At 39.0% G+C, this 17,839-nt stretch carries 17 protein-coding genes and 3 tRNA genes; 2 read left to right on the plus strand and 18 right to left on the minus strand.

The genetic code is table 11. From position 1 onward, the window contains the following. Positions 1-21 precede the first annotated feature (21 nt). The 7 genes from ACUXZ4_RS02865 to ACUXZ4_RS02895 all read right to left on the minus strand — a co-directional run bounded on the left by ACUXZ4_RS02865 (position 22) and on the right by ACUXZ4_RS02895 (position 6,610). Positions 22-1,386: an ATP-binding protein gene (locus ACUXZ4_RS02865; RefSeq protein ID WP_464973542.1), complete on the minus strand. Its 1,365-nt coding sequence runs from the start codon at positions 1,384-1,386 to the stop codon at positions 22-24. Between the two features lie 70 nt (positions 1,387-1,456). Next, on the minus strand, positions 1,457-2,122 hold the full coding sequence (locus tag ACUXZ4_RS02870; protein ID WP_464973543.1) for a response regulator: 666 nt from the start codon (positions 2,120-2,122) through the stop codon (positions 1,457-1,459). A 72-nt stretch (positions 2,123-2,194) separates the two neighbouring features. Further along, positions 2,195-2,749 (minus strand): hypothetical protein, encoded by a 555-nt coding sequence (locus ACUXZ4_RS02875; RefSeq protein WP_464973544.1) that lies wholly within the window; start codon positions 2,747-2,749, stop codon positions 2,195-2,197. 51 nt (positions 2,750-2,800) lie between these two features. Next, positions 2,801-3,415, minus strand: a complete 615-nt coding sequence (locus tag ACUXZ4_RS02880; RefSeq protein WP_464973545.1) for a PepSY domain-containing protein — start codon at positions 3,413-3,415, stop codon at positions 2,801-2,803. A gap of 201 nt (positions 3,416-3,616) precedes the next feature. Then, positions 3,617-5,002 (minus strand): DASS family sodium-coupled anion symporter, encoded by a 1,386-nt coding sequence (locus tag ACUXZ4_RS02885; RefSeq protein WP_464973546.1) that lies wholly within the window; start codon positions 5,000-5,002, stop codon positions 3,617-3,619. 159 nt (positions 5,003-5,161) lie between these two features. After that, positions 5,162-5,662 (minus strand): ribonuclease E activity regulator RraA, encoded by a 501-nt coding sequence (rraA, locus tag ACUXZ4_RS02890; protein WP_464973547.1) that lies wholly within the window; start codon positions 5,660-5,662, stop codon positions 5,162-5,164. 51 nt (positions 5,663-5,713) lie between these two features. Further along, on the minus strand, positions 5,714-6,610 hold the full coding sequence (locus ACUXZ4_RS02895) for a 1,4-dihydroxy-2-naphthoate polyprenyltransferase (RefSeq protein WP_464973548.1): 897 nt from the start codon (positions 6,608-6,610) through the stop codon (positions 5,714-5,716). 81 nt (positions 6,611-6,691) lie between these two features. Between ACUXZ4_RS02895 and tsaA the strand changes: the two genes are divergently transcribed. Beyond that, positions 6,692-7,420, plus strand: a complete 729-nt coding sequence (tsaA, locus tag ACUXZ4_RS02900) for a tRNA (N6-threonylcarbamoyladenosine(37)-N6)-methyltransferase TrmO (protein WP_464973549.1) — start codon at positions 6,692-6,694, stop codon at positions 7,418-7,420. A gap of 12 nt (positions 7,421-7,432) precedes the next feature. On the opposite strand, the gene purT is transcribed toward tsaA, so the two are convergent. The 8 genes from purT to rep all read right to left on the minus strand — a co-directional run bounded on the left by purT (position 7,433) and on the right by rep (position 12,936). Next, positions 7,433-8,614 carry a formate-dependent phosphoribosylglycinamide formyltransferase gene (purT, locus tag ACUXZ4_RS02905; RefSeq protein ID WP_464973550.1) on the minus strand — a complete coding sequence of 394 codons (1,182 nt, stop codon included), beginning with the start codon at positions 8,612-8,614 and terminating at the stop codon, positions 7,433-7,435. An 11-nt stretch (positions 8,615-8,625) separates the two neighbouring features. Then, positions 8,626-9,132: an S-ribosylhomocysteine lyase gene (gene luxS, locus ACUXZ4_RS02910; protein WP_464973551.1), complete on the minus strand. Its 507-nt coding sequence runs from the start codon at positions 9,130-9,132 to the stop codon at positions 8,626-8,628. A gap of 163 nt (positions 9,133-9,295) precedes the next feature. Then, a complete protein-coding gene (locus ACUXZ4_RS02915; protein ID WP_464973552.1) occupies positions 9,296-9,775 on the minus strand; it encodes a YqaA family protein in 480 nt (159 codons plus the stop codon). After that, a complete protein-coding gene (locus ACUXZ4_RS02920) occupies positions 9,768-10,376 on the minus strand; it encodes a beta-phosphoglucomutase family hydrolase (RefSeq protein WP_464973553.1) in 609 nt (202 codons plus the stop codon). The genes ACUXZ4_RS02915 and ACUXZ4_RS02920 overlap by 8 nt, the downstream gene beginning before the upstream one ends. 119 nt (positions 10,377-10,495) lie before the next feature. Then, positions 10,496-10,572 (minus strand) — tRNA-Arg (locus tag ACUXZ4_RS02925). Between the two features lie 51 nt (positions 10,573-10,623). Continuing rightward, a tRNA-Arg gene (locus tag ACUXZ4_RS02930) sits at positions 10,624-10,700 on the minus strand. Positions 10,701-10,731: 31 nt separating this feature from the next. Then, a tRNA-Ser gene (locus ACUXZ4_RS02935) sits at positions 10,732-10,825 on the minus strand. A gap of 92 nt (positions 10,826-10,917) precedes the next feature. Continuing rightward, a complete protein-coding gene (gene rep / locus ACUXZ4_RS02940; protein ID WP_464973554.1) occupies positions 10,918-12,936 on the minus strand; it encodes a DNA helicase Rep in 2,019 nt (672 codons plus the stop codon). 176 nt (positions 12,937-13,112) lie between these two features. Between rep and ACUXZ4_RS02945 the strand changes: the two genes are divergently transcribed. Continuing rightward, complete coding sequence (locus ACUXZ4_RS02945) at positions 13,113-14,447, plus strand: NAD(P)/FAD-dependent oxidoreductase (RefSeq protein WP_464973555.1); 1,335 nt, start codon at positions 13,113-13,115, stop codon at positions 14,445-14,447. 37 nt (positions 14,448-14,484) lie between these two features. On the opposite strand, the gene mreD is transcribed toward ACUXZ4_RS02945, so the two are convergent. The 3 genes from mreD to ACUXZ4_RS02960 form a co-directional block, all read right to left on the minus strand. Next, the gene (mreD, locus tag ACUXZ4_RS02950) at positions 14,485-14,976 is read right to left on the minus strand and encodes a rod shape-determining protein MreD (protein WP_464973556.1); all 492 of its coding nucleotides are present in this window, start codon (positions 14,974-14,976) and stop codon (positions 14,485-14,487) included. Next, on the minus strand, positions 14,976-16,028 hold the full coding sequence (mreC, locus tag ACUXZ4_RS02955) for a rod shape-determining protein MreC (protein WP_464973557.1): 1,053 nt from the start codon (positions 16,026-16,028) through the stop codon (positions 14,976-14,978). Before mreC ends, mreD begins: the two co-directional genes overlap by 1 nt. Before the next feature lie 304 nt (positions 16,029-16,332). Next, positions 16,333-17,451, minus strand: coding sequence for a transposase (locus tag ACUXZ4_RS02960; protein ID WP_464973558.1), 1,119 nt, complete (start codon positions 17,449-17,451; stop codon positions 16,333-16,335). Positions 17,452-17,839 lie beyond the last annotated feature (388 nt).

Raw genomic sequence — 17,839 nt, forward strand, 5'->3', positions numbered from 1 at the left:
TTAGGCTTGATGAGAAACAGTTCACTTCATTTCATTAGGTAAACAAATTTCTACCAATAACCCTTTCTTGAAATTGATACTTTCTTTCAGCTCTATTGTTCCCGAATAATTGCATACAATTTCTCGTGCTATCGCTAAACCTAAACCTGAGCCTTGTTGTTCTGTTCCAAGAATACGATAGAAAGGTTCTAATACACGTTCATGTTCTTCTTTAGGAATACCATTACCATTATCTTCTACCTGAATAATAACCTTGTTTCCTTTATTCTTTACGTTTAAATCAATTTGACTACCATTTGGCGTATAACGTATAGCATTATCCACCAGTGTTTTTACGAGCAAATAAATATCGGTTTCAGAACCATAGAAATTGACAGTTTGATTGTTTGTTACACCTAAATCTTGTTCTTTATTAAGGGCTAAAGGTAAAACATCTTCAATCACACGTCTAAAAATATCTTGTATATTAAAATGAGTATAGTGTTGTGTCGCCTTATTTTGAATACGAGCAAGCGAAAGCAGTTGTTCTAGTAAATTTCGACTGCGTTGAACGCCTTTTTGTACTTGTATCAGTTGTTTTTTCGCTTCAATAGGTAAATTTTGTGATGCAAGTTGCTCAATTTGTAGTGAAAGGGCTGTCATTGGACTACGCAACTCATGTGAAGCATCTGCAATAAAACGTTTTTGTTGCTGAATGAAATCATTTGTACGCCCTAATAATCGGTTGATTTCTATCACAAAACCTCGAATTTCACTAGGAATTTTTTGAGTTGGTAACGGGGTTAAATCTTGTTCATGGCGTTTTTCTATTTTACGAGATAATCTATCGACTGGTTTCATTGCTAAACGCACAATGATAATGGTAAGTAAGACGACTAAAGGTAATAAAATCAACAAAGGTAAAATGCTTTGCCATGCACTGCGAACAGCAAGATCCTCACGATACTCATTTTCTTGCGTAATGATCATTTTACCTTTTGGGGTACTTCGCACATAAGTGCGGTATAAATCATCTGCGTTTTTTAAAGTAAACCAAAAGCGGTTTTCCTTGCGAGGATTCACTTTCTCATATTTTTTACCGTCTTTTTTGAGCGTATGAAAACCATCAGCTATCTGTTGCGGAAAGTTTGTTGGCATTGTATTAAGGTGTTTGTTTCGGTGTTCAAAATAAACAAACACACGAGCATCATTATCAGAAAGTGGGTAATAAGGTGTTGAATCATCTGAAAAGTGAATAAAAGATGAAAGTTGTACGAGCATGTCATCTTGTAATTTATAAGTTTCTCGGTAGGTATCGTAAAAAGACACACCACCAGCAATAGCAGCCACTAATGTAAATAAGGCGGTACAAGCAAGGGTAAGTTTAAATTGGATTGAATTTTTCATAGATTTCTAATTAAGTACCTTTATTCAGTCGTCATAATAAGTATTAGAGATAACTTGCTTGTTTTTGCAATTAATGCTTGGTAACTAGCCAACCCACACCTCTTACATTTTTAATATGTTCTTTGCCAATTTTTTTTCGTAAGCTATGAATTAAAAAGTCAATTGCATTACTTTCAACTTCTTCGCCCCAAGAATAAATTTTATCTTCTAAATCAGAACGAGAATGGATAATCCCTGAACGTGTCATTAACGCTTGTAAGATTGCAAATTCTTTATTACTTAATTCGATGGGCGTTGGTTGATCAGCAATAGTGACTTGGTAATTGGTTGGGTTTAATGTGATCGCACCATTAGTCAGTAAAGGGGTACTTTGCCCACTTTGACGGCGAAGTACAGCACGAATACGAGCTAATAGTTCTGATAAATCGAAAGGTTTAATAATATAATCATCCGCACCACCATCTAGTCCAGATAATCGGCTATCCAAATCATCACGAGCAGTAACTATAAGTACAGGAACATTATTTTTATCTTGTCGTAAATGGCGAAGCACCTGCAAACCGTCTTGACCTGGTAAACCCAAATCAAGTAAAACTAAATCATATTGTTGACTATTGAGGGCTTGTTCAGCAGTTTTGCCATTATTTACCCAATCTACCGCATAACGAGCGTTCTTTAACCCCTCATAAACGGCATCAGCAATCATTTTGTCATCTTCGACTAATAAAATTCTCATAATAAAAATTAGTAATAAAATTGACTAGAGTTTAACAAAAGGATGGGTAGAAATAAATCTACCCATTTATACTTATGCTGCTTTTAATTTTAAAGCAAAACGTTCTAATACCGTACCTAACCATACACTACCATGTCGCCAGTTTTTCTTTAAGCTAGGCATACATTTCTGTTGAAATGCTAATTTCACTTTATCAAATTTATTCGGTGTTTCAACTGCATATTGAAGCTCAGTATGAATATCTCTTATTAATGTCGTTAAGGCTTGATTTAATAATGTAATTTCAACTTCCAACTCAGCCGATTTTTGATAAATTGCTTGCTCCAAGCGATGTGATTCACGCTGTAATAATAGAGCTTGTTGCATTTCATCTTCCATTTCTATTGTGTTTATAAAACCTTGTAATGCTACTTCGACATCTTCACTATATCGTCTTGCCATCAATTCAAGTAACTGTTGGCTTTTCATTATTTCCTGATTGAGATTTTTCTGTAACTGTTCAGCTAATAATGAGAAATGTGTATTTTGTTTCAAAATACCTTCGAGCTGCTCAGTTAATTTTGCATTTTCTTGTTCAATAATTTGTTGTAAATTTTGTTTTACTGTATCAATTTTAATGTTTTGCATAATTCATTCCTTCTTATTGAAATGCCCCATTTGAGATGGGGCTAACTAAAATTAATTGGTTTTCCCTTCTACTGTATCAGTATTGACATAACCTTCACGATGTTCGTGTTTTTTATGGTGTTTGTCTTTTTTCTCTTTTTTAGGCAAATCAATGAGTTGCCCATTATCCGCATCAATAGTTACTACAAATTCTTGACCGTTATTGATGGTTTCAATTTTATAATAGGATTTACCATGTTTATTTTTGAAATCCGCTTCTGCTACTTTACCGCCCGTTTTAGCAATAGCAGTTTCAATTGCTTGAGTAAAGGTTACTTTGGGTACAATATCTGCATGTTGTTTTACTTTTTTCGGTGTTTTACTTTCAACTGCTAAAATTTCACCATTTGTCGCATCTACATCTACTTCATGTTTTTGACCATTTGCAAACATTTCTACTTGGAAATAATCTTTACCGTAAAAAGAATGTTTGAATTCAATTTCTTTCACTTTTGCATCTGAACCAATTTTAGCTTGTGCAGTAGATAAGGCTTGTACTGCGGTAATTTGTGCTTTGCTTAGAGCTTCTTGTTCTTTGGGTGACATAGCATTGACTGTACTCATTGCACCAAATGCCACTACGCCTGCTAATAAAGTTGCTGCGAATGTTTTTACTGATCTTTTCATCTTTTGCTCCTTGTTTGGAAATTAATTGATAAATAGAGGATTATTTATCGCAAGTTTGATGTTCTCGCCCTTTCGATGTTGAGCATTTTAGAGAGGAAAAATTAGGGGAAAATTAGGAAATAAAAATTTTTATAAATTTTCTTCAAAAAAATAGACCGCACTTTTAAAAAGCGCGGTCTATTTATTTTATGTTTTAATTCATTACCAGAAAAGGTAAGCAACGGTTGCGATAACAAATACACAGAGTAGGTTAAGTACAATACCTGCACGTACCATTTCGCTTTGTTTAACTTGACCAGAACCAAAGACAATCGCATTTGGTGGGGTTGCCACTGGCAACATAAATGCACAGGATGCACCTAAACCGATAATCAAGGCTAAGCCAGTTTCTGGAATACCTAAGGCTTGTGCGATAGAAATAAAGATTGGCACCAATAATGCAGCACTTGCGGTATTTGAGGTAAATTCAGTTAAGAAGATAATAAAGGCGGCAACAATCAGTCCGATTAGGTAGTAATGTCCCCCTTCAATCATAAAGACAATACCATCCGCCATAATTTTGCTTGCGCCTGAATTTTTTAACACGCTACTTAAGGTTAAGCCGCCACCGAATAACATTAACACGCCCCATTCGGTGTTATCTTGAATTTGTTTCCAAGACGCTACGCCAAAAATCGCCACAAGCACAGCTGCAAATAAGGCGACTACGCTATCAAAGCTTGCAATTTTTTTGCTTAATCCAAGGGCGGATGATAATGCCGGATTGATTGAACTACTGAAAATCCAACATAAAGCCACTAAGACGAAAATAATTAAGGTAATCACGCGTTGACGATCCATTTCAATTTTTTCAAATTGTTGATCAAAACGGATTTTCAAATTAGGTTTAAAAATAAGGTATAGAATTCCCACCATTAATGGTAAAAGCGCAATGGCAATTGGTAAGCCGTACCAGAGCCAATCAGAGAAAGTGAGTTTTAATTGTGAAGCAACAATGGCATTGGGTGGGCTACCCACTAAGGTTCCCATACCACCAATACTTGCACTGTAAGCAATACCTAACAGCACGAAAACATAGGTGTTGTGTTCTTTTTCTCTGTCTAATTGACTTAACACGCCCATGGCTAATGGCAACATCATTGCGGCTGTTGCGGTGTTACTGATCCACATAGAAAGGAACGCGGTAACGCCAAATAAATAAAGGCTAGCCACCATTAAATTGCCACGTGCTAAAGACATAATTCGGTTAGCGATCATACGATCGAGCTTTTGAATATGTAACGCTGTGGCCAATGCGAAACCACCAAAGAAGAGGAAAATCGTTGGGTTAGCAAAATCGGCGAGTGCTTCTTTGGTTGTAACCAAACCTAAACCAATGGCTAATAAAGGCACTAAAATGGCGGTGATGGTTACATGTATGGCTTCTGTCAACCAAAGCACTGCAACAAATGCGAGTAAGGCAAGCCCTTTATTTTCATTTGGCGCAAAAGGTAAGGTGTTAAGCAAGATGAAAAATAAAGCGATATCGAAAAGTAAAATAACGCCTTTAGGGTTGAGTAGTGTTTTCTTCTCTGGCGTGAATTCCATAGTGTTCTCCTATGTTTTATCGTAACTGATTGTCTCACGTTATCTAATTGTTAAAAAAAAGCAACAATTTTTTTATGGTTTTGTGACAGAGTTCTAAAAATAAAAAAGCGCGGTTAAATTTTATTTAGAAATTCACCGCGCTTTTTAAAAAAACTAACGTTATTCTTGCTCTAAGTCGTCCAATTCTAATGGTTCTTGAGAAAGGATAATGCCTGTTAAATCAGCATAAACATAATCTTCAGGGAAAATAGTTACGCCACCAAAATTTACTGGCACATCACTCTCGCCATGAGTTTGGTTATCCGCGCCCACAGGAATTGGCGCTAACGCTTGAATACCAATATCAATATTTTCTAATCCGCTCAATTGGCGAATTGCACCATAAACAATGATTCCTTCCCAGCCGTTATTCGCTGCGAGCTGTGCCAAATCCGCATCAATCAATGCGCGACGAACAGCACCACCACCATCAACAACCAATACGCGCCCTGTGCCATCTTCCTCTAATAGTTCAGCGATGAGCCCGTTATTTTCAAAACATTTAACAGTAGTTACTTTGCCATAAAATGAGGCTAAGCCACCGAAACTGGAGAAAATAGGATCAACAACATCTACTTGATCAAGATAGATATCACAGAGTTCAGAAGTATCAATATGCATAGGATTTCCTTTCAAATTAATTATTTCAGCTTGGTTAGTATATGCCTGTTTTTATAGAATTAGCAAGCCTAAACTAAATAGAATCGTGCTAAGAAGAGCTAACATCGACATTTTGGCTAACATCGGTCGTAATTCTGTTGGCGCTTTATGTTGATAAACAAAAATAGCGTGTTTGGCTAATAAAATCGCAATCATTGCAATTGGTGCAAGTAGCAAGGGTTTATGCTGTATCGCGAAAAGGGTGTAACAAATCACCGCACTTGAGAGTAAGATGCAATGGTAAATACGCCCGTTTTCAGCACCAATACGCACGATTAAGGTATTTTTCCCTGCTTTGCGATCTTGCTCAATATCACGTAAGTTATTGATATTTAATACAGCAGTAGAGAGAAAACCACAAGCTGCTGCAGGTAGGAAAATATCCGCTGAAAGTTGATGCGTTTGTAAATAGTAAGTGCCACAAACTGCAAGCAAGCCAAAGAATAAGAAAACGGAAATATCGCCTAAGCCTAAATAGCCATAGGGTTTTTTGCCAACAGTGTAAGTAATCGCAGCAACAATGGCCAATATGCCGAGTATGGCAAAAGCGATTAGATCATTTACACTTTCATAAGCAATGGCGATTAAGGTTGCGCCAGATAAGAAGCTGGCGAAGCTGACAGCAATTAATCCATTGCGTAATTGCTTTGCGCTCATTTGCCCTTGTTGAATACCACGCAAAGGACCAATGCGTTCGCTTGTATCCGAACCTTTTTGATGATCGCCATAATCATTGGCAAAATTCGAGACAATTTGCAATAACGTGGCAGTAAGCAAACACAATAGCGTAATAGCCCAATTGTGTTGTCCTGCCCATTGTGCTAATGCGGATCCTGTTAAAATAATTGCTACTGCTAGAGGTAAGGTTTTTGGTCGAGCAGTGTCGAACCACGCTTTCATTGTTGCCATAAAAAACTACTCAAAAATCTACCGCACTTTGAGGCGGTTTCAGGTATGATAAGGAACACAGTTTAACATAGAATATAAAATATGTCTGATTTGAGCCTCACATTACAGCCTGTTGCCATTATCCATACGCCTTATAAAGAAAAGTTTTCGGTGCCGCGCCAAGCAAATTTGGTGCGAGATGGCGTAGGCGTGGTGGAATTGTTACCGCCTTATAATTCGCCCGAGGCAGTTCGTGGGTTAGAAGAATTTAGCCATTTGTGGCTGATTTTTCAGTTTGATCAAATTCCTGTGGGGAAATGGCAACCCACTGTTCGACCACCGCGGTTAGGCGGCAATCAACGGGTCGGAGTTTTTGCTTCGCGAGCCACACATCGTCCAAACCCGTTAGGGTTATCCAAAGTAGAATTGCGTCGAGTGGAATGTCAACATGGCAAAGTGTTGCTGCATTTAGGTGCGGTGGATTTGGTGGATGGTACGCCGATTTTTGATATTAAACCTTATCTTGCTTATGCTGACAGCGAACCTAATGCCATTTCAGGCTTTGCACAGCAGAAACCCGAAGTGAAGTTACAAGTGGTGTGGCAAGAAAAAGCACAAAGTACGGTGCAAAAAATCGAACAATTTCAACCGCACTTTCAGCGTTTTGTCAGCGACGTATTACAGCAAGATCCGCGCCCTGCCTATCAACAAGGGCAAATCCGCGAGCGTGTTTATGGTGTCAATTTAGCGGATTATAATGTGAAATTCTGCTTTTGTGCGGAAGGCGTGGTTGAAGTGATAGACATCGAAAAAAATGAAAGGGCGTTATAAACGCCCTTGATTTTATAAGGTAATTTCTAATTTATCATGGGCGCGTAACGCTTTTTCTAAGGCTTTTTCAACGGAAATATCGCGCGCTAAAACAACCGCCATGCGACGATGACCATCCACCTCACCTTTGCCGAAAATGCGTAAATCGGTATTCGGTTCTGCCAATACTTCTGCTAAGTTGCCGAATTGCACCTGCGTTGATTTCCCTTCTACCACAACCGCTTTAGATGCTGCTGGGCTGATTAAATTAATGGTAGGAATTGGTAAACCTAAGATCGCACGTGCATGTAAAGCGAATTCGGAAAGTTCTTGTGAAATCAGCGTCACCATGCCTGTGTCATGAGGGCGTGGCGAGACTTCATTGAAAATAACATCATCACCATGTACAAACATTTCGACACCAAAAATGCCGCGTCCACCTAATGCGCTAGTGATTTTTTCTGCAATATGCTGTGCTTTCTGTAATGCGGCTTCAGACATGGCTTGTGGCTGCCAGCTTTCACGATAGTCGCCATCTTCTTGACGGTGACCAATTGGCGCTAAGAATGAGGTGCCGCCGATGTGACGAACAGTTAATAGGGTGATTTCATAATCAAATTTGATAAAGCCTTCTACAATGACGCGACCTGCACCAGCGCGACCGCCTTGTTGTGCATAGTCCCAAGCTTGTCGAATTTGATCGGCTGATTTGATCACAGATTGACCATGACCGGAAGAAGACATAATTGGTTTCACAACACAAGGAATACCGATTTTTTCCACCGCACTTTTGAAATCGTCAAAATTGTCCACGAATTGATAGTTAGAGGTCGGCAAACCCAATTCCTCTGCGGCAAGACGACGAATACCTTCGCGATTCATAGTGAGTTTGGTGGCTTTCGCTGTTGGAATGACGTTATAGCCTTCTTGCTCAAGCTCAATTAATGTGTCTGTGGCAATGGCTTCCACTTCTGGCACAATGTAGTCTGGTTTTTCTTTTTCGATAAGCGCGCGTAATGCAGCGCCATCTAACATAGAAATAGTGTAAGCGCGGTGTGCTACTTGCTGAGCGGGCGCATTGGCATAGCGATCCACTGCAACCACTTCTACGCCGAGGCGCATTAATTCAATCACTACTTCTTTGCCTAATTCGCCAGAACCTAGCATCATTACTTTGGTTGCTTTTGGGGTAAGTGCGGTACCAATTGTCGTCATTTTTTCACTCCTTAGGGATTGAGTAATTTCTCGTCTAACATTAAATCTTCATTCTTATTAATGCCAATGCCGCTATCAATAACGTGCTGAACAGCTTTGTGTGCATCTTCTAATGAATGTTCTTTGAAAGAGCCACATTGATATTCATTTAATTCAGGAATAGCATGTTGATCTTTCACTGCTAAGGCATCATGCATTGCGGCTAACCAAGCTTTTGCAACGCGTTGTTCATCTGGCGTGCCAATTAATGACATATAAAAACCTGTGCGGCAGCCCATTGGTGAAATATCAATAATTTCTACATCATCGCCATTTAAGTGATCGCGCATAAATCCAGCAAACAAATGTTCTAAGGTGTGAATACCTCTTGGCGAAATGATTTCTTTGTTGGGTTGGCAAAAACGCAAATCAAAAACAGAAATAATATCGCCTTTTGGGGTTTGCATGGTTTTGGCAATACGCACCGCAGGGGATTTCATAATAGTGTGATCTACTTTAAAACTGTCGAGTAATGGCATAAAAGATCCTTTAATTAAAAAAAGTTGAACTTTCTAACCTCTAGTTGGTCTTATATTACAAGCAACATATAGTTGTGTTTATAATAAAAAATTGGTTCCTTAGGTTATACTTGCCGCTCCTTGTGAGCGGCTTTTTTATGGCGGATATTGTACACTTAAATTGTTATAAAAAGGTATAACCAATCACTAAACTCAGTAAAAATAAATAGCGGAATCCTTTTCCAATGAGAATATAAAAAGCTGAAGGCCAAGGATTTAAGCGTAGCCAGCCAGCGACGGCACAAGCTAAGTCGCCAATCACAGGTAGCCAACTCAATAATAATAAAAAGGTACCGTAAGCGGAAAACTTCTCTAAAATCCACCGCGCTTTTGTATTGGTTTGCGGATTGATTTGTGGCGAAGGGAAAATTCGCCCAAGCCAATAAGTTGTTAAGCTACCCAATGTATTGCCCAAGGTAGCTGCTGCGAATAATTGAATGATAGGCAAACTAAAATATTGCTCAGCAACAAGTTGAATTTTGGCGGCTAAAGCTAAAAAGACGATTTCAGAATTGCCTGGCAAGACGGTTGCACTGAGAAAGGCGCTAGCAAACATCAAGCAAAGGCTGTATTCGCCTAAAAGTGCGGTTAAAAAATCAACCATTTTTCGCTTGAATAATTTGTTGAATTCTTACATCAAACACATCCATCCCTGCATTTAAGCTTGCCTGTATGCCGAAATCTGCATCTTCAAACACTAAACAATGTTGGGGTGGCACCTGTAACAATTCGGCGCAACGTAAAAAGGTTTCTGGATTAGGTTTGTGATGCGTCACTTGATCGGCATCGACGATGACATCAAAATAAGGACGCAAATTAAATTTATCTAATAATAAATTGACCATATTGCCATGTGAGCCAGTGCCTAATGCCATAGGAAATTGATGATGATAGGTTTTGACAATGTCAAAAGCGGGGAGTAGCGTTGCATTTTGTTCTACCATTTCAAAACCAAAGGCACGTTTCAAACGGATGATTTCTTCTAATAATTCTGCCGGAATATCGTAGCGTTGCATGACCATTTTGGCGATGACAGAAACAGGGGCACCTCCCAGTTGATACATTAAATCACCATTAATGGGATAGCCTAATACCTCGCCTACTTTTTCCCAAGCTTTTGCATGGCTTGGCATGGTATCAATGAGTGTGCCATCCATATCAAAGATAAGTGCGGTGTAATTTTGCAGGGTTTCTTTCGCTAACATATTTTTATTCCATCCATTTAATCAGACGAAATATTATAACGATTTTAGAACGAAATTTGACGAAAAATAATAAAAAGGATAAGAATAAAGGGAATTCGTTATTGATAATAAAAGGGAAATGGCGCACCCGAGAGGATTCGAACCTCTGACCGCTCGGTTCGTAGCCGAGTACTCTATCCAGCTGAGCTACGGGTGCTCAAGAATTGATTGGATATCTAAACCATTTTATCCAGAGTAGAAGATGAAATGGCGCACCCGAGAGGATTCGAACCTCTGACCGCTCGGTTCGTAGCCGAGTACTCTATCCAGCTGAGCTACGGGTGCAGATTTTTCAATTAATTAGGTTTTACAAAAATGGCGGTGAAAGAGGGATTCGAACCCTCGATGGAGTGTTTAGCCCCATACTCCCTTAGCAGGGGAGCGCCTTCAGCCTGCTCGGCCATCTCACCGCAATTGGTTTGTGGGCGATATGATACGGTTTTCTGCTAACAAGTCAAATGCTTTTTGATAAAAAACGTTTGTTTGTTTAATTCCTCTACAATTATTTTCTCGTTCCGTTCAATATTTCACGTAATCTGGCAAAATTTTCCGCGTTGGATTTTGCTTTTTCTTGTTCCGTTAATACAGGTTTATCACGTTCCCATTGAATATCGTCTTGCGGTAGCTCTAATAAGAAGCGGCTAGGCTCTGGTCTTATGATTTCGCCATATTGTCGCCGCTCTTTACAAAGTATAAAATGTAAACTCTGTTGCGCTCGGGTAATGCCTACATAAGCGAGGCGGCGTTCTTCTTCAACGTTATCTTCATCAATACTGGTTTGATGTGGCAATAAACCTTCTTCCATGCCAATCAAAAAAACATGAGGAAATTCTAAACCTTTGGAAGCATGTAATGTCATTAATTGAACTTGGTTACTTTCTTCGTCATCTTCGCCTCGTTCCAACATATCGCGTAAGATTAGACGTGCAACAACTTGGCTTAATGACATTGCTTCATTAAATTCATCGCCACGTAACATATCTGCCACCCATTCAAATAAGGTTGCTACGTTTTTACTTTGCATTTCCGCTGCTTTTGGCGTAGACGCGGTTTCATAAAGATATTCTTCGTATTGAATTTGTGCGAGCATTTTTTTGACCGCACTTTCTGGCGAATGTTGTAATTCTTCGTTGAGTTCCACAATCCAGCGAGCGAAATGCTGTAAGGCATTATAAGCTTTTGGTGTAACACGTTGAATTAATTCAAAATCAAAAATCGAATCAAATAGACTCATCTGTTTTTCATTTGCCAATAAACCTAATTTTTCCAAGGTTGCAGGCCCAATTTCTCGCTTCGGCGTATTGATAATGCGTAATAAAGCGGCATCATCGTCTTGATTTACTAAAACACGTAAATACGCCATCATATCCTTGATTTCAGCGCGACTAAAGAATGAAGTGCCGCCAGAAATTTTGTAAGGAATACGATTTTGCATCAGCATTTTTTCGAGCAAGCGCGATTGATGGTTGCCACGATATAAAATGGCATAATCTTTATATTGGGTTTTATGAATAAAACGGTGAGCAATTAATTCTGCCACCACGCGCTCTGCTTCATGCTCTTCATTTTTAGCTTCTAAGATCTGTAATTTTTCCCCTTCGCCTAAATTGGAAAATAAACGTTTGGCAAATACATGATCATTATTATCAATCAAAATATTGGCACAATGTAAAATGCGTTGCGTCGAACGATAATTTTGTTCCAGTTTAATAACATTTAAGTTAGGGAAATCGTCACGTAAGCGCACCATATTTTGAGGTTTCGCACCGCGCCATGAATAAATGGATTGATCGTCATCGCCTACAACCGTAAAACAAGCGCGCTCGCCTACTAATAATTTGATTAATTCATATTGACTTGTGTTCGTGTCCTGATATTCATCAACTAATAAATAGCGAATTTTCTGTTGCCATTTTGACCGCACTTCAGCGTTTTGTTTAAACAATAAAGTGGGGAGCATGATGAGATCATCAAAATCTAAGGCATTGTATGCGCGCAGCTGAGTATTATAGCGTTCGTAACATTGAGCGAATAATTGATATTTCGGATCCGCCGCTAATTGGCTGGCTTGTTTAGGTAAAATGAGATCGTTTTTCCAGTGAGAGATCACTACAATTAACTGACGTAGCAATTCTTTGTCATCATTGAGTAAATCTTCCGTAAGTTCTTTAAGTAACGCCATTTGATCATATTCATCAAACAAGGTCATATTCGATTTAAAACCTAAATGCTGATATTCACGTTTGATGATATCAAAGCCAAGCGTATGAAAGGTGGACACAATGAGTCCTTTGCTTTGTTCTTTGCCAATAGAATGGGCAACACGTTCTTTCATTTCTCTTGCGGCTTTGTTGGTAAATGTAACTGCGGCAATCTGTTTTGGCGAATAGTTGCACTGATTAATTAAATAGGCAATTTTATTGATAATCACACGTGTTTTGCCTGAGCCAGCGCCAGCCAGAACTAAGCAAGGACCCGTAGTAAATTCAACGGCTTGTTGTTGTTGCGGATTCAGTTTCATATTCTGTGATTAAGTGCGGTTAAAATTATGCGTGTTTTCTTCACAAGGTTTTTTGTAAAATGCATAAAAAGGAAATTATTATACCTATTTTTAATGCTTTTGGCGTAATCAATAGACTTTCGATGTCTTACATATTAGAATTGTTGAAATTTTGTGAAATTTTTTGAGGCTAACCTATGAAAAATATTGTAATTGTTGGTGGTGGCGCTGGCGGGCTTGAGCTTGCTACCTTTTTAGGCAACAAATTAGGACGTAAAAAGAAAGCCAATGTGGTGTTAGTAGATCGTAACCAAACGCATCTTTGGAAACCTTTATTACATGAAGTTGCAACAGGGGTATTAGATGCTGAAACTGATGCAGTAAGTTTCCGCGCACACGCCTTTAATCATGGTTTTAACTTTGAGCAGGGATCCATTGCGCGTATTGATCGTGTTAATAAATACGTTGAATTAGAACCCGTTTATGGCGCTGATGGCGACATGATTGTGGTTGCTCGTCGTATCCCTTACGATTATTTAGTGGTGTCTATTGGTAGTAAATCAAATGACTTTAATACCAAAGGTGTTGCTGAAAACTGTATTTTCTTAGATGCGCCAAATCAAGCATTACGTTTCCAACACAAAATGTTGGAATTATTCTTAAAATTCTCTGAAAACAATGCGTTATCAGAAATCGGTGAAGATGAAAGTAAACAAAGTTTAGTTCAAGAAGATAAAGTGAATATTGCCATTGTTGGTGGTGGTGCTACTGGCGTGGAATTGTCAGCTGAACTCTTTAATGCGGCGAAACACTTATCCTCTTATGGTTATGGCAAAATTCGTAGCGATTGCTTGAAAGTCACTCTAATTGAAGCAGGCGATCGTTTATTACCCGCCTTAACTGAACGTATTTCACATTCTGTACGCGTGGAATTAGAAGAGCTAGGTGTGGATGTGCGCACTGGCACCATGATTACGGAAGCAACCCCAAATTCATTGCTCACAAAAGACGGTGAAGAGATTAAAGCGGACTTAATGGTATGGGCGGCTGGTGTTTGTATTTCGCCAATTACTCAACAATTTGACGGCTTAGAATTGAACCGCATTAATCAAATTGTGGTGAAAGATACTTTACAAACCACAGTTGATGATAGCATTTTTGCTATCGGCGATTGCGCTTTCTTAATGCAGAAAGATGGTACACCGGTGCCTCCTCGCGGTCAGGCAGCGACACAAATGGCAACAGTCTGTGGACAAAATATTTTAGCCTTACTTGCAGGCAAGAACGATCTTAAAGCCTTTGAATTCCGCGATAAAGGTTCGTTAGTGTCTTTATCTAAATTTACTGCATTAGGTAACATTACTACAGGTAAGAAAAGCTCATTAACCGTTGAAGGTCGCTTAGCGAGATTAGCTTATATTTCTCTATATCGTTTACACCAACAACGTTTACATGGTTGTTTTAAAACGGGATTAATCATTTTGATTGGCCGATTAAATCGCTTTATTCGCCCATCATTAAAACTTTATTAAAGATGAAAAAAGTGCGGTGTTTTCCACCGCACTTTTTTTATTCACTTAACTGTAATTTGAGTCGAATCTTTCTCAATAACAAAAATAACCAGGGCCATAACAAACCGCTAATCAGGGCGCCGAAAATTTCTTGCCAGTGGAATGTGGCGTTATGAATGAGTAGTTCCACGATAAACACGCCAATTCGAATACCAAACACTAGCACCACGACCAATAAGCTTTGTAACCAAATGGATAAGTTGCGTAGCAAAATGTGGTTTCTGGCGACAAGGTACATAAATAAAGAAAGTACCAAAGCATGCACCCCCATTACTGATCCAAGCACTAAATCCCATAAAACACCTAAAACAAAAGCAGAGCCAATACTGACTTTTTCAGGGATAGATAATGCCCAGTAAGTCAGTACTAAGACCAACCAAGAGGGTTTAAAGCTTTGAAAGCCCGCTGGCCAAGGCATAATTTCCATGACTAATGCAATAATAAAGATCAAGCACAAGCTAATGAATTGAACGAGAAAACGCGTTTGCATTAGTCTTCCTCCCGATGTTCTTTAAGTTCAGGATCAAGCTGAGTATCATTTGAATTCATCTCAACAGGTAAACTTTCCGTTAAATGCTCTTCACTTTGTTGTGTCGGCTCTTGTTCATCTGTTACAGGCTCTTTTTTCAGTTGCTCTGGAACATTATTTTTATTCGCTAAACGTTGCTGTACCGCTTTGCGTACTTCTTCTGGTGAATGTGCTTGTAGCTTACGCATTTCTTCGCCATTTGGCCAAACAAGCAATACGTAGCGTAAACGTTCTAAGGAAGCTAAGGGTTTTGCTGTAATAGTAGCGAAATAATTAGATCCATCACGCGATACGTTTTCAACAATGGCAACAGGGTAGCCTTCAGGGAAGCGTCCACCTAACCCCGAAGTCACTAATAAATCCCCTTTGACAATATCCACTGAGCGAGGTACATGATCAAGGGTTAATTCATCGGTTCTTCCAGTACCACTCACAATGGTTCGCACATCATTACGCAATACTTGCACAGGAATGGCATGAGCAACATCAGTGAGTAACAGTATTCTGGAACTGTGTTCGCCTACTGAAATGATTTGTCCAACCACACCGCGCTCATCAATCACAGGTTGCCCTACATAAGCGCCTGAGCCTTGTCCTTGATTGATCACCGCTTGTTGACGATAAATATCACTTTCTGCGGTTAAAATTTCCGCAATTTTTTTGTATTCATCTTTACGCAATGGTGAGTTCAATAATAAACGCAGGCGTTGATTTTCTACCTTGAGCTGATCTAATAACAACAAATCTGCATTTTTTTCAATCAGTTGTTTTTTGAGTACCTGATTTTCAATTTGCAGTTTATTGGTATCAATCAGGTTGTCTGAAACGCTATCAAGTACAGTGTGGGGGGTATTTGCCAAATAATAAAGTCCACCGATTGCTGTTTCCATAACTGATCGGGCTTTGATCACCGTATTGGTTTTTCCGTCGGAAAGAATTAGAGCAATCGACGCCGCTACGACTAAAAATAAACGTAGTCCGAGAGGCGGGGATTTTCCAAAAATAGGTTTCATAGGCAGTCCAAACTAAAAACAAAAAGTGCGGTTAAAAACAAAGGATTTTTTCGGTATTATGTAGCAGTTGCACAAAGCCGTAAAACTGCATTTTAACTGCAATAAAATAGCATGCCTTTAGCCTGATGAACAAGGTTAAGGGCATTTTTTTTGGTCTATTTTGGGGAATTTTCCCTAAACATTCCCTTATTTACACACAATCCATCCCATTTTCCCTACATACAGACGTAGGCAATTTGCTCAACCTTGATTCAGGTAAGCTATTTTCCCTCATTGAAATGTCAATTGAAGTGGGTAACTGACGTTAAGCGACTAACTGCTCTTGTTCATACTTCATTCGCTCATTGAGATTGCGAAAATACGATTGGGAAATTTCTTTAGGACTGAACGCAGCCATGCCGATAAGTTCTTCAGTACGATGATTACCTTGCCAGTAACCTACACATTCTTTCAGTGGTAACACCCATAAGCAACGTCTGAGGACATCTTCAAACAGTTCACCGTTTGATTTGTGACGGTTATCTGACATATAGACTGCTTGATTGGCATACAGTAAAGCATATCTATTGTCGCATTTATGATGTACGCCACGATGTAAATCACGAAAACGAGCGTTGAAGGATTCGGCAAGATTATTGTTCACGCTACACTTACTAAAACACTCTTGATGATTGACTGACCATCTGGTGTAGTGGAAGTCTAAACCATCGCAGAAAATATCGCTACCTTGTTTGACAAATTGTTGATTCATTTTCAAAATGGTTTCGGCACTTTCACTGTAATCCATTGCCACAATGGTTCTGTCTGAACCATTTAAGTGACTATCATTCGATGCACGTTGACTAAAATTGATGATACAACGTTTAGTTGGTCTAAATTTCGGGAATCTTCGTCCTTGTTTATCGGCTTTTTGTTTCTGTTTGTAATGATTCTTGCGAAAGTTTGGCTTTCTTAGCGTGAAGTTAATCCATGCTCCATCTTCATGAATTTCACCTTGCAATGGACTTAAATCACGAGTTTTAAATAAGACTTCACGCAGTTTTTGGCAAAGGGCATGGGCGGTTTTGTGGTTAATACAGAGAATTTGGCTCATGGAAATAGCGGACATGCCTTTCGCTTGACTGACAAAAAGCTGAATCGCTACCAATATCTGAACGAAAGAAAGTTTGTGGAAAACTAAAGCGGTATTCGTGGTGATATAAAAATAGCGTTTACAATGCTTGCATTGCCAACGTTTACGAGATTTCACGAAATAGGCGTGATGGCGGATGCCACAATGCGGACAGCAGACATCCTTGATATTATGAGGATTTCCCCAACGATTGACTTTTAAACGATGAAAGGCTTCTTCTTCGGATAAACGGGCAATGTCTATAATAGATAAGGTTTTTGATTTGCTTGAAAGTAAATGATGTTGTGCCATAAGTATTCCTTGTGTGTACAAGGTACTCAAAGCCCTTTTCTTAAACGCCAGATATGAAAAATCGCCCACCTGAAAACTCAAGTCGGCTCAAAGCGTTTAGTGCTTCGAATACCGTACCGCACTGAATACTCAGTGACAAATGCCAAGATAAGCTCAAACCAACATTCGACCGCCTATTGCGGTCGTTGTCGATGATAGATAAGCAATGAAATAGTCACTTATCTAGCGAGCCATCTTGCCTTGTAAACAAGGCGAAAGGCGAAAATTATTCGTAAGCAAGTGATAAATTGAAATCTATTATTTCAATTCCAATTTATAGTGAATTATTTTAGAACAACGTAAATACAAAAGCAACGGTTCAAGAACCGTTGCTTTTTACGTTTAAATT

This window comes from Reella acinonychis, from assembly GCF_052828705.1.

Coding starts and splice junctions, on each gene's coding strand:
- ACUXZ4_RS02865 (WP_464973542.1), bottom strand. CDS start 1,386: ATGAAAAATTCAATCCAATTTAAACTTACCCTTGCTTGTACCGCCTTA.
- ACUXZ4_RS02870 (WP_464973543.1), bottom strand. CDS start 2,122: ATGAGAATTTTATTAGTCGAAGATGACAAAATGATTGCTGATGCCGTT.
- ACUXZ4_RS02875 (WP_464973544.1), bottom strand. CDS start 2,749: ATGCAAAACATTAAAATTGATACAGTAAAACAAAATTTACAACAAATT.
- ACUXZ4_RS02880 (WP_464973545.1), bottom strand. CDS start 3,415: ATGAAAAGATCAGTAAAAACATTCGCAGCAACTTTATTAGCAGGCGTA.
- ACUXZ4_RS02885 (WP_464973546.1), bottom strand. CDS start 5,002: ATGGAATTCACGCCAGAGAAGAAAACACTACTCAACCCTAAAGGCGTT.
- rraA (WP_464973547.1), bottom strand. CDS start 5,662: ATGCATATTGATACTTCTGAACTCTGTGATATCTATCTTGATCAAGTA.
- ACUXZ4_RS02895 (WP_464973548.1), bottom strand. CDS start 6,610: ATGGCAACAATGAAAGCGTGGTTCGACACTGCTCGACCAAAAACCTTA.
- tsaA (WP_464973549.1), top strand. CDS start 6,692: ATGTCTGATTTGAGCCTCACATTACAGCCTGTTGCCATTATCCATACG.
- purT (WP_464973550.1), bottom strand. CDS start 8,614: ATGACGACAATTGGTACCGCACTTACCCCAAAAGCAACCAAAGTAATG.
- luxS (WP_464973551.1), bottom strand. CDS start 9,132: ATGCCATTACTCGACAGTTTTAAAGTAGATCACACTATTATGAAATCC.
- ACUXZ4_RS02915 (WP_464973552.1), bottom strand. CDS start 9,775: ATGGTTGATTTTTTAACCGCACTTTTAGGCGAATACAGCCTTTGCTTG.
- ACUXZ4_RS02920 (WP_464973553.1), bottom strand. CDS start 10,376: ATGTTAGCGAAAGAAACCCTGCAAAATTACACCGCACTTATCTTTGAT.
- rep (WP_464973554.1), bottom strand. CDS start 12,936: ATGAAACTGAATCCGCAACAACAACAAGCCGTTGAATTTACTACGGGT.
- ACUXZ4_RS02945 (WP_464973555.1), top strand. CDS start 13,113: ATGAAAAATATTGTAATTGTTGGTGGTGGCGCTGGCGGGCTTGAGCTT.
- mreD (WP_464973556.1), bottom strand. CDS start 14,976: ATGCAAACGCGTTTTCTCGTTCAATTCATTAGCTTGTGCTTGATCTTT.
- mreC (WP_464973557.1), bottom strand. CDS start 16,028: ATGAAACCTATTTTTGGAAAATCCCCGCCTCTCGGACTACGTTTATTT.
- ACUXZ4_RS02960 (WP_464973558.1), bottom strand. CDS start 17,451: ATGGCACAACATCATTTACTTTCAAGCAAATCAAAAACCTTATCTATT.